10 protein-coding genes are annotated in these 11,448 nt (G+C 59.2%); 8 read left to right on the top strand and 2 right to left on the bottom strand.

Features of this window, described 5'->3' with window-relative positions; all coding sequences use genetic code 11:
• Nucleotides 1-11 precede the first annotated feature (11 nt).
• The 7 genes from PH562_RS19760 (at nt 12) to fhuB (ending at nt 7,101) form a co-directional block, all read left to right on the top strand.
• On the top strand, nt 12-1,331 hold the full coding sequence (locus PH562_RS19760) for a lysine N(6)-hydroxylase/L-ornithine N(5)-oxygenase family protein (protein ID WP_285175033.1): 1,320 nt from the start codon (nt 12-14) through the stop codon (nt 1,329-1,331).
• Nucleotides 1,332-2,051: a 4'-phosphopantetheinyl transferase family protein gene (locus PH562_RS19755; protein WP_285175029.1), complete on the top strand. Its 720-nt coding sequence runs from the start codon at nt 1,332-1,334 to the stop codon at nt 2,049-2,051. It abuts the gene before it with no gap.
• Between the two features lie 164 nt (nt 2,052-2,215).
• Entirely contained in the window at nt 2,216-2,806 is a 591-nt protein-coding gene (locus PH562_RS19750) for a sigma-70 family RNA polymerase sigma factor (protein ID WP_285175027.1), read from the top strand.
• A gap of 59 nt (nt 2,807-2,865) precedes the next feature.
• On the top strand, nt 2,866-3,339 hold the full coding sequence (locus tag PH562_RS19745) for a GNAT family N-acetyltransferase (RefSeq protein ID WP_285175024.1): 474 nt from the start codon (nt 2,866-2,868) through the stop codon (nt 3,337-3,339).
• 60 nt (nt 3,340-3,399) lie between these two features.
• Entirely contained in the window at nt 3,400-4,218 is an 819-nt protein-coding gene (locus PH562_RS19740) for an ATP-binding cassette domain-containing protein (RefSeq protein ID WP_285175021.1), read from the top strand.
• Complete coding sequence (locus PH562_RS19735) at nt 4,208-5,113, top strand: iron-siderophore ABC transporter substrate-binding protein (RefSeq protein WP_483315365.1); 906 nt, start codon at nt 4,208-4,210, stop codon at nt 5,111-5,113. Before PH562_RS19740 ends, PH562_RS19735 begins: the two co-directional genes overlap by 11 nt.
• On the top strand, nt 5,110-7,101 hold the full coding sequence (gene fhuB / locus PH562_RS19730; protein ID WP_285175018.1) for a Fe(3+)-hydroxamate ABC transporter permease FhuB: 1,992 nt from the start codon (nt 5,110-5,112) through the stop codon (nt 7,099-7,101). The genes PH562_RS19735 and fhuB overlap by 4 nt, the downstream gene beginning before the upstream one ends.
• Nucleotides 7,102-7,235: 134 nt before the next feature.
• Here the strand turns inward: fhuB and PH562_RS19725 are convergent, their stop codons facing one another.
• Both PH562_RS19725 and PH562_RS19720 read right to left on the bottom strand, forming a co-directional pair.
• Nucleotides 7,236-7,817 carry a dienelactone hydrolase family protein gene (locus PH562_RS19725; protein ID WP_285175016.1) on the bottom strand — a complete coding sequence of 194 codons (582 nt, stop codon included), beginning with the start codon at nt 7,815-7,817 and terminating at the stop codon, nt 7,236-7,238.
• Between the two features lie 201 nt (nt 7,818-8,018).
• Nucleotides 8,019-10,208 (bottom strand): TonB-dependent siderophore receptor, encoded by a 2,190-nt coding sequence (locus tag PH562_RS19720; protein WP_113228852.1) that lies wholly within the window; start codon nt 10,206-10,208, stop codon nt 8,019-8,021.
• 296 nt (nt 10,209-10,504) lie between these two features.
• Between PH562_RS19720 and PH562_RS19715 the strand changes: the two genes are divergently transcribed.
• A complete protein-coding gene (locus tag PH562_RS19715) occupies nt 10,505-11,413 on the top strand; it encodes an alpha/beta hydrolase (RefSeq protein ID WP_113228851.1) in 909 nt (302 codons plus the stop codon).
• The last annotated feature ends 35 nt before the right edge of the window (nt 11,414-11,448 follow it).

Genomic DNA, 11,448 nt, shown 5'->3' with positions numbered 1-11,448 from the left:
GGAGCTGCATCATGACATCGCACGTGCTCGACCTCGCCGGGGCCGGTATCGGTCCCTTCAACCTCAGCCTTGCCGCTCAGCTCGATTCCATACCGCAACTTTCCGTCCGCTTCTTCGAGCGACGCGCATCCTTCGCATGGCATCCGGGAATGATGCTGCCGGGCGCAGAAATGCAGACATCCATCCTCAAGGATCTGGTGACGGCCACCAACCCGACAAGTCCGTGGAGCTTCCTCTCCTATCTTGTTGCACATAAACGCTTTTATCAGTTTCTCAATGCGGAATATGAAGCCGTTCCGCGCAAGGAATTCGCAGACTATCTCGGATGGGTCGCGCGCGGGCTGACGTCGCTCCGCTTCGGCGCGAGCGTCCGAGAGGTCCATGCCAATGACGGCTTTTTCTCCATCGCCACCGACGATGGTCCGATCAGCGCCCGCAATCTCTCCGTCGGCGTCGGCAAGATTGCGTCCCGTCCGGCCTGGGCCGAACAGCTGTCCAAATCCATGACCTTCCACAGCAGCGAAGCGACGCAACGTATCGGTGGCGTCAAAGCGCCCCGTGTCGCCGTTATCGGCGGCGGCCAGAGCGGTGCCGAGATCGTCGATGCGCTCCTGGACCTGAACGCCGTTTCGTCCATTCACTGGATCAGCCGCCGGCCAAATTTCGAGCCGCTCGATGCCACGCCATTCACCAACGAGCTCTTCACCCCGGGCTATATGGAGCGTTTCCATGGGCTGCCCGAGGAGCTTCGGCTTATTCATACGCGCCGGCAGGTACTAGCGAGCGACGGGGTTTCCGCCTCCACCTTGAAAAAACTCTATCGCCGGCTCTACGAGCGAAAGCTCGATGCAGGCGGCCACCCCGATCACGGCATATCGCTGCGCCCCTTCCGCAACGTCATCGCGGCCGAGCAGGACGGTCCCGAAATCACGCTGACCATGCGCAACGGCTTCGACGACAGCATCGAAACGCTTGTTGTCGACATGATCGTCTTTGCAACCGGCTATCGCTTTGTCCTTCCGGAGTTCCTGCATTCGCTCGAAAACCGCATCGAGCTCAGCTCCATCGGCGAGCCGGTGCTGGAAAGCGACTTCTCGCTGGCATGGGACGGGCCGCGTGATAACCGCATCTTTGTTCTCAATGCCGGACGCCATAGCCACGGCATTGCCGAGCCGCAGCTCAGTCTTGCCGCATGGCGAAGCGCGGTAATCGCCAACGCATTGCTCGGCCGCCAGCATTTCGATCTCGATCAACTCGATCCCATCGTACAGTGGGAAACGCACGGGCAGCCGTCGAACCTTCCCTCTCACATGGGACAGGCAGCGGAATAGGTGAAGACGGCCCAACCGGGGGAAGAGACAGCGCAGGTAGAGCTTCATAGCCTGCACCTGTCTGACGAGCTTCCCGTACCGGACTCGATTTTGAGCGAGGCAGAAAAAAGCCGTGCCGCAGCATTCAGATCATGCGCGGCGCGGCGCCTTTTCGTTGCCGGACGGGTGCTGTGCCGAAGCGTCATCGCCAATCTGCTTGGCTGCGCCCCGCAAGCACTTTGTCTCGCGATTACCCCTTCCGGCAGGCCCTACCTGCGTGATTACCCCGACATCGACTTCAATCTCTCGCACACGAAAGACCGCGTAGCGCTCGCGATCTGCCGCGGCGGCCGCATCGGCATCGATATCGAGCGCCTCGATGCGTTTTCGGAGAAGGAAGCCTCCGAGATCATGCCGATGATCCTTTCCGAACAAGAACTCAATCAGGTGTATCAATTGCATGGGCGACATCGCCACGATGTTTTTCTCGCCTGCTGGGTTCAGAAGGAGGCTGCGCTGAAAAGCTTCGGCCAAGGTTTTCTGGCCGACCCGCAAAGCGTGATACTGATTCCGGGAAATACAACCCTAGAAGGCAAAAGCCAAATATCGGGCGAAGCGATTTTCATCCATTCCGGCCGGATCAGCGATGAAGAAAGCGGGAATTTTCAATGGGCTATCGCGACATCAATGGCTTCGGCATGGCCGCAATGGCAGCATTACAAAAGCGGGATTTTCTTCTAGATCGGCAAAAAAATTAAAATAAAATCAGGCGGATAAGCCTCGATTTAGGAGATGCTTCACTTTTCGACTCTGCTATCTTGACTATCATTGTCATGTTTTATAGGTTCCCTCTCAAAAAGAGGGGCACACAGAAATGCAACTTTGGATTTCAGCGAGAGCCCGACATGATTGCCACCCATTCGCAGTCGACTTCCAATGAGCAACTCCAAACAGCACTTCACGCCTATCCGAAGCTCCTCTCCGTCGCACGCCGGATCACCGGCTGCATGAGCTTGGCAGAGGATGTGGTGCAAGAGGTTCTCCTGCAGCTGGTCTCCAAACCGCTGAAGGAGGATATAGCGGCACCTGCGCCCTATGTGATGCGCATGGTGCGCAATCTGGCGACGGATCATATGCGGCGACTGCAATATGAGCGCGGCCTTTTCCTTGAGGAGGAAGTCGGCGGCAATACCTCCGCCTATGGAAGTCCCGAGGAACACCTTCACGAAGCCGAAGCCTATAAGGCCTTCCGCTGCACGGTCGAATCCATGCCCGCTAGAACCCGAAAATTCTACGAGGAGCATTACTTCGACGATATCCCTCAGAACATCATTGCCAAGGAGGCTGGCGTGTCCTGCGCCCTCGTTTGCGGCCTTCTGCGAGAGGCGCATTCGCGGTGTCTCGCCGCAATTTCGCTCGAGGCCGATCATGCTTGCGCCGCCGGCAGCGGCCACAGACGAAACCGAACAACACGGGTGCGGGAGATACGGGCCTGATGGTGGTTCGCCACCATCCCCCGCGAGCCGCGCTCCACCGCCAGGAAAGGTAAGCATAGATGCAGGAAGCCATCGAGATAACCAAATCCAAAGGCGTCATCTGTCGTGACATCATGTCGGAATTGACCGACTGGTTTACCGACCCCGCTGTCATCGAAGCCTGCGCCGGCGCGGTGGAGAGCTTGCCGATGTTCGGTTGCGTCGAGGCGAATACCGTGGCCGGATTCGTCTCGCTGCGCGCTCATCCGCCGGCCGCCATGGAGATTGTCGTGATCGCAACCAGACGCCGGCACCATCGCAGCGGCGTGGGCAAGCGATTGCTGGCCGCAGCCGAGACCTTCGCCCGCTCCTCCGATTGCAAGCTCCTGACGGTCAAGACGCTGGCGCCGCGCGGCAGGGACGAACCGCAATATGAAAAGACCCGCGCCTTCTACGATAGAAACGGTTTCATCCGCGCGGAAATATTCCCGACCCTCTGGCGTGAAAGCGATCCGTGCCTCTTCTTCGTCAAGCCATTGACCTCGATAAACTAACCCGGCCACCTGCCGGCTATCGGAATTTCACGAAGCCCGCGCGCTTCAGCAGGAATGATAATGATCATCAAAGACGAAACGATCACCGGAAACGATCAGAGTCACGCAACGGTCTTCACGACGGAAGGCCTGCGTTTCGAGGTCGATGGCAAAACCATTCTTCATCCACTCGACATCAGCTTCAAGGCGGGCGAGATTTCCGGTCTGATCGGCCATAACGGCTCCGGCAAATCCACGCTGATCAAACTGCTGGCCCGACAGATTCAGCCGACCGGCGGGCGCATCCTGTTCGATGGCGTTGCCGCCGGCTCCTACGATATGCGGGCATTTGCGCGCGCCGTCGCTTATCTGCCGCAGGACACCTCATCGGCTGCCGGCATGACCGTCAAGGAGCTTGTCGCCTGCGGGCGCTATCCCTGGCATGGCGCGCTCGGGCGCTTCACCGATCTCGACCGGGAAAAGGTGGAAACAGCGATGAAGCTGACGCATGTCGATGCACTGGCAGGCCGGATGGTGGATACGCTCTCCGGCGGCGAGCGCCAGCGTGTCTGGATCGCCATGCTCGTTGCTCAGGACAGCCGCTGCCTGCTGCTCGACGAGCCGACATCTGCACTCGACATCGCCCACCAGATGGAAATTCTCGGCCTGGTGCGCGAGCTTTGCCGGACGAAGGATCTGAGCGTCATTCTCGTTCTGCACGATATCAATGTCGCGGCACATTTCTGCGATCATCTGCATGCGCTGAAGCAAGGGCGCCTCATTGCGGCAGGCCCGTCGCCGAGCCTCATGAAGGCCGAAACGCTCAATACGATCTACGGCACCAATATGGGCGTCACCGCCCATCCCGTGCATGGAACGCCGCTTGCCTATGTCATCTGAAAGCAGCTTCGAGACCCTGATGCTTTCCCGGCGCACGCTGCTTGCCGCTGCGGCACTTTTTGCCATTCCGCAAGTGGGAGTAGCCGCAGAAACTATATCCGGCCCGATCGTTTCCCTCGATTATGGCCTGGCCTCGACATTGCTGGCGCTCGGCGTCACGCCCGCCGCCATCGCCTCGCTCGCCGATTGGAATACATGGGTCGTCGAACCGAAAATGCCCAATGGCGTCGTCGATCTCGGCACCACAAGCGAGATCAATCTCGAGGTGTTGGCAAGTATCAAGCCGGCGCTGATCCTGACCACGCCCTATCTGGCGCCTTTGAAGACGCAACTGGAGGCGATCGCGCCGGTTCTGGAACTGACGATCTATGCCGAAGGCGGCGAGGCTTTGTCACGCTCCATCGAGGCGACGCGTCGGCTGGCCGACGCCATCGGCCGGCGGCGACAGGCGGAAGAATTCCTTGCCCGGTCGGAACAATTCTTCGATGACCACGCAAACCGCGTCAAAAAGCTCAACCCTCCGCCCTTGGCGCTCATCAATTTTGTCGACGGGCGCCATGCCCGCATCTATTGCGGCGCAGGCCTCTACCAGAACGTCATGACCAGGATCGGCCTCAAAAACGCCTGGACCAGGCCGGGCGATTACTGGGGCTTCGAGACGATCGGGCTGGAGCAATTGGCAACGCTCGATCAAAGCTTGCGTCTGATCGCATTCGAACCGCTGCTTCCGCCCAACGTGCTCGACAATCTGCAGGATAGTCCGCTATGGACCAGCCTTCCCTTTGTCCGAGCCGGACGCGTCTCCGTGCTGCCGGGCACCTTGATGTTCGGCATGGTGCAGGAGGCGCAGCGTTTCGCGCGCATATTGCTTGACCATCTGGAAACATTCGCATGATCCGCACCGAAGCAAATAACGTCCTCGGTGCTCCAGCCGTGGCTCTGACGCTGTTCGTGCTCGCTAGCCTGCTTGCCTGGCATCAACTGGCGCCGGACCTTTCACGCTTGTTCGAGCAGAAAGCAGGTTACGATCCGCAACACCTACTGCTTGTCTATTCGACCCTCCCGAGAATCGTCACCGCCTTGCTGGCCGGTGCCGCACTCTCGCTGTCGGGAAGTCTGCTGCAGCAGGTGCTGCGCAATCCGCTTGCCTCGCCCTCCACACTTGGCATTTCCGCAGGCGCCAATCTTGCGCTTGTTGCCGTCATGCTTGCCTTTCCCGCTCTTCAGGGCCTCAGCCGCGACGCAGTTGCCCTGTTCGGGAGTGCCGCCGCGGCGGCAGTCGTCTTCCTGATCGGCGCAAGACGCGGCTTTTCGCCGTTGGCGCTGGTGCTCGCCGGCTTGATCGTCGGCGTCTGGAGCGGAGCGCTTGCTGCCATTCTCATCTTGATGAACGATCGCTATCTCTCGGGCCTTTTCATCTGGGGCGCCGGATCGCTGGCGCAGCAAAGCTGGACCATTCCGCTATCCCTTCTCCCGAAAATCGCCATCCTGTCTGCCGCGGCCTTGCTGATGGCGCGGCCGCTTGCACTCATGGAACTTGGCGATAGCGGCGCGAGCGGACTTGGCCTGTCGGTCAAGCGCACGCGCATTGCTGCCGTTTGCATTGCAATTGCACTTGCCGCGATCGTCACCAGTGCCGTCGGCGTTATCGGCTTTATCGGCCTCATCGCGCCGCGCATCGCCCAGCTTGCCGGCGCCCGACAGATGAAGAGCCAGCTCATCTGGTCACCCTTCATCGGCGCAGGATTGCTGCTGCTGACCGATGAAGCCCTGGTGCTGCTTTCCGGAGCCTCTTCGACCTTCCTGCCGACGGGTGCCATCACAGCGCTCTTGGGCGCGCCGTTGCTACTCCTGATGCTGCCGCGTTTGAAGACCGTTCAGCGCAGCGCGCCGTCTCCCTCTCAGAATGCGAACCGCGCCTTGCATACGCCGCGCGTACTCTTGCTTGCATCAGTTCCGGCGCTCGTCCTTCTCCTGGCCGCAGCGGTCTTCTTCGGGCGCGCACCGGATGGAACATGGACGCTGCTTGCCTATCTCTATTGGCCCGACGTGCTGCCCTATCGTCTTCCTCGCATCGCCGGCGCCTTTGCTGCGGGTGCCATGCTTGGCGTCGTGGGCGCTATCCTGCAACGGCTCAGCGGCAACGAGATGGCAAGTCCGGAAGTTCTAGGTATTTCGGCAGGCGCCACGCTCGGCGTCACCGCCGCTCTCTTTCTTCTGCCTGCTCCCGGCATGGCCGCTCAACTGGGCTTCGGCGGTATCGGCGCCTTCGCCGTGCTCATCGCCATCTTCCTGTTCGGCATCCGGTCCGGTTTCGCGCCGGAACGGGTACTTCTGACAGGCATCGCGCTCGGAGCCATGCTGGATGCCTTCATCAGCGTGCTGGCCGCGAGCGGCGATCCGCGCGCAATGATCGTGATGCAGTGGATGAGCGGATCGACTTATCTCGTTGATACACCAAAGGCAATCTCTGCGATGATGGCGGCAATAACAGGCCTTGCGCTTGCCTTTCTGGCCCATCGCTGGCTCGACCTGCTGCCGCTTGGAACCCAAGCGGCGCAGGCAATCGGCATTCGCGTCAACTTCGCGCGGGCCTGCCTCTTTGCGCTTGCCGCAGCCATGACCGCAGCCGCTACCCTCGTCGTCGGGCCTTTGAGCTTCATCGGCCTCATGGGGCCGCATCTGGCACGCGAACTTGGCCTGCGGCGCGCTGCACCCCAGCTTACCGGCGCGGCGCTCGCCGGCGGCGGCCTCATGGTGCTCGCAGACTGGTTCGGCCGAATGATCGCCTTTCCCTACCAGATGCCCGCCGGCCTGGTTTCCGCCCTCGTCGGCGCCCCGCTGCTGCTGATATTGTTGATGAAACGGCGCAGAACAGCATAGTCTGACGTAGCAGACGCTCCCGGAGCGCGGCATATATGCAAACGGGATGCTTGCTAGCCGAAAGCGGGCAGTGTGCTTGTGGTGCTGCACGACCTCTTTTAGGAACCAAGCTCAAACCAAAACACTGGCTTCGATCAGACGCGATCCAGGAACTCAAGCACTCGGCTCGTCAACAGTGAGGTTGCACCCGCATCATACGACGGGAGCGAACTGTCGGCGAAATAGTGCTGATCGCCGGGATAAAGAAAAAGCTTCGCGTCCTCGACCTTCGCCACAATCTCTCGGGCGGCATCGATGTCACCCTCGCCTACGAAGATCGGGTCGTTTTCCATTCCGTGAATCTGGACAGGGACTCCATCCGGCCAAGGTCCGAAAGCCCATTCGCCACTGATCGGCAGGCAGGAATGGAAGAAGAGAGCTCCTCGGGCTCCGCGCCGTGTCTGGGCCAGCTTCTGGGCAGGTAGCACGCCGAACGAGAACCCGGCGTACACGAGCGCAGGAGGCAGCTCGTCGGCAACGCCGGCGCCGCGCTCCCGCATATCGTCGAATCCAATCCCCTCGATATAAGCGAGCCCGTCTTCGATGCTCTGGAAAGTCCGCCCGTCGAATAGGTCAGGCGTGTGCACGATGTGACCGGCGCCCCGCAACACATCAGCGAACGCGCGCACACCCGGGGTCAATCCCTGTGCGTGGTGGAACAAAAGGACCTCGGCCATACGGAACCTTCCTCTGGGATGGTCGGGCACATTTTCTGCCAGGCTACAGCCTCATCGCCGCATCGGCAAGAATGTGGATATCCTACGCGATAGCCTCGGGCTGCAAGGTAGCCTTGCTTACAGTAAGGTCGAATTCGGCCGACGAAAGGAGGCTATCGGGCGGAGCGGGCGCCGCGCAAAAACGCAGCGCCCGCGGTAGGCTTACCAGCGATATTTCAACGATGCCGTGATGTTGCGGCCCTGTCCGAGGTAGCAATAGCCCTCGTTGCAGACCGTCAGGCGACGGTTGGCGATGTTGCGGACATCGACGGATGCGATCAGGCCCTTATATTTCTGATCGACCGCTCCGAAGTCGTAGGACACGGCCGCATCCAGATAGACGCTTGCGTCATTCTTGTCGGTGTTGGCCGTGCTGGTATAGGTCTCGCCGGTATAGCGAATGCCGGCGCCGACGGTCAGGCCCTTTGCGGCCGAATCATCCTGGAACGTATAGTTCGACCACAGGCTGGCAATGTTTTGGGGCGTCACCGCCGGTGCATTTCCGGCATTGTCACCCCGCGTGATTTCGGAGTGGTTATAGGCATAGGCGGCAACCACATCCCAGCCATCGGTGATATTTGCCCTGGCTTCCAGTTCGATCCCCTTGTTGGTCACTTCACCGAGCGAGGCATAGATGCCCAACAGCGGATCGACGAGAACCGGCTTGTTCTTCTCCACCAGATGATAGGCGACGGCCGAAAGCAAAATGTCGGTGCCTGGCGGCTGGTATTTTACGCCAAGCTCGTATTGTTCGCCCTTGGTCGGATCGAGGATACTGCCGGAAGCAGACCGCTGTGTGACCGGGTTGAAGGAAGTGGAATAGCTGGTGAAGGGTGCAATGCCATTGTCGAAGAGATAGAGCGCACCAGCCTGGTAAGAAAATGCATTCTTGTTGAAGCTGTCTTTGGTTGTCGTATCAGTGGAGACAATGGTGGTGTCGGTCGACTGCTTCACCCAGGTCTGACGGCCGCCGAGCGTGAAGCGCCACTTGTCGAGTTCGATCTGATCCATGGCGTAGGCGCCGAACTGCTGCAGGCTGGCGTCAACCCGGCTGAAATTATAGGCCGGCGTCGGACCCGATACTCCATAGGTCGGATTGCTTATATCGAAATCATAGGCGGGGCTGGTCGTAGTATCCATCCCGTATGCGAAGGAATCGCTCATACGGGTATAGTCGAGACCGAACAGCATGGTGTGGGCTGCCGGGCCGGTATCGAATTTGGATTCAAGCTGGTTGTCGATCTGGAAGACATTCATCTTGTCGCCGATCGCGGTCGCACCGCGCTGGGCGACGTCTCCGACCCAGCTGTAGGTGCTGAGATAGCGCGACTTCAGATCAAGATGCGAGAAGCGAAGGTTCTGGCGGAAGGTGAAGCCGCCATCGAACTCGTGCTCGAACTGATAGCCGACCTGCTGCTGCTTGGTCCTTTGATAATCGTAATCCGGGTCGCTGTCGCGATAGTCGAGAACATTGCCGTCGGGGCCGATCATTGCGCCGACATTGGCATCCGTTTCCGTGGATTGCGCCGAGCCATAGATCGTGATTTTCGTCGTATCGTCCGGCTTCCAGGTGAAGGACGGCTGGATCAGATAACGATCGTCGCCGATATCGAAATTGGTGTCACCCTTTCGCGCTAAGCCGACAATGCGATACAGCATGCTGTCATCGTCTTGATTGACCCGGCCGCCAAAATCGAACATCGTCTGGGCACGATCCGACGTTCCATAGAGAACACCGACCTCTCGGATCGTCTCTTCCGTCGGCAGTTTCGATATTTTGTTGACGATGCCACCAGGCGATCCGGCGCCATAGAGCACGGACACCGGCCCCTTGATGATCTCGACGCGATCAAGTGCGTAGGGATCGGTCCGGAACATCGCATAATTCATGTAGGGCTGCCGCAACCCGTCTCGGTAATCGCCGTCGGTCGTAACATCATTGCCGCGAATATAGATCTGGTCGAAACGCGGATCGAAGCCATAGGAGCCGGTCTGGACGCCAGCCGAATAACGCACCGCCTCGGTAATGTCCTGCGCACCGCGCTCTTCCAATTCCTTCCTGGTCACCACCGAAACCGAGCGAGGGGTTTCGATGAGGGGCGTATTGATCTTGGTGGCGCCCTGGCTCTTCTTTGCCGCTACGGTCGTATTGTCGCTTGCGTCACTCGATTGGCCACTGACGACGATCGGCGCAAGCTGGGTGGCATTTCCATTGTTCGCATCGGCCGCAGCATCTTGCGCGAAGGCATTTCCACCTAAAGCAAACACTGTCGCAAGTGCGGTGGCGCCGCTTGCAAGATGGAACCTCTTTCGTGTCAAATTGCTGATATAGTTATGGGATTTCTGCTTCATGAGCCCTTCGCGCCTGCCCGTTTCGGAAAAAGATGGCGCAAATTAGTTCGCAGGCGCAGCCGGCGTCAAGAATACATGAGTACAAGAGTCATATTTTTTATTCGTTTCCACTCTCATGTTGCAGAATGGCCCCGGTGGCCGAAAACCGGATTGCGGAAGACACCCGAAATTACGCTTAGCAAAGCTTTTGGCCCGCTTGCCAGATGGCGCCACCAATAATATGAGAGTTTTCATCATCTTTCTGCAAATATCGGCGTGTTGTTCCAGCGCCCCATAATCGGTCAGCCGGAGAGGCCATGTCTCATACATCATCACACAATGCCGCTTCCATTCTGGCGCCGGCCACCCTTCCCGGCTGCACATTCATTGACCTGAAGTTTGACAATGCCGATCATCCGCACAGGATCTTTCTTTATCGCCCGGACAAACCGGCACCGGCGGAGGGTTGGCCGATCCTATACCTGACCGACGGAAACGCCTGTTTTGCGACCGCCGTCGACGCGCTGAAAGTACAGGCGAGCTATCCGAACGGGACCGATGTCGCGGAAGGGGTCATTGTTGCCATCGGCTATCCCACGGACGAGCCATATGACCCGCTCCGCCGCTCATGGGATTTGAGCCCACCGCCCGGGCGCGTCTATCCGCCATTTTTCCCCGATACGCCGGATGTGAAGACCGGCGGCGGCGAACGTTTTCTGGCGCTCATCGAAAACGAGCTCAAGCCGTGGATAGGGCGGCAGGTCCCGGTCGACCGCTCACGCCAGACGCTTTTCGGCCACTCGTTCGGCGGCCTGTTCACGCTGTACGCCCTGTTTTACAAGCCCGATGCCTTCAGCCGCTGGATTTCAGCAAGCCCGGCAATCTACTGGGAAGATGCCGCTATTCTTTCGATGGAGAGAGAATTCCTCGACAGACACAAAGAGCCGCTCGATACGGAACTGCATCTTTCCGCCGGCCAGTATGAAGGCGAAATCCTCGCGCCCTTCCATAAAGGCACCCCCGAAGAGCAAAAACGACAGGAACGGGCAAAGGAAACACGCACGATAGAACTCGCCCGCGACATGGCGGAAAGATGGGCCAAACTGGCGTCATCCACAGGAACAATCACCTTTGAGGAATATGCCGGAGAGAATCACATGTCGGTCCTCCCGGTCGCGCTGAACCGGGCCGTCCAGATCGCATTTCGAAGAAAGAAATCGATCTGATATTCATAGGCTTGCGGCCTAAAGTTGCAGCTTAA

This window comes from Rhizobium centroccidentale, assembly GCF_030182565.1.
Taxonomy (GTDB): Bacteria; Pseudomonadota; Alphaproteobacteria; order Rhizobiales; family Rhizobiaceae; genus Rhizobium.
This window is presented reverse-complemented; position numbering and strand designations above follow the sequence as displayed.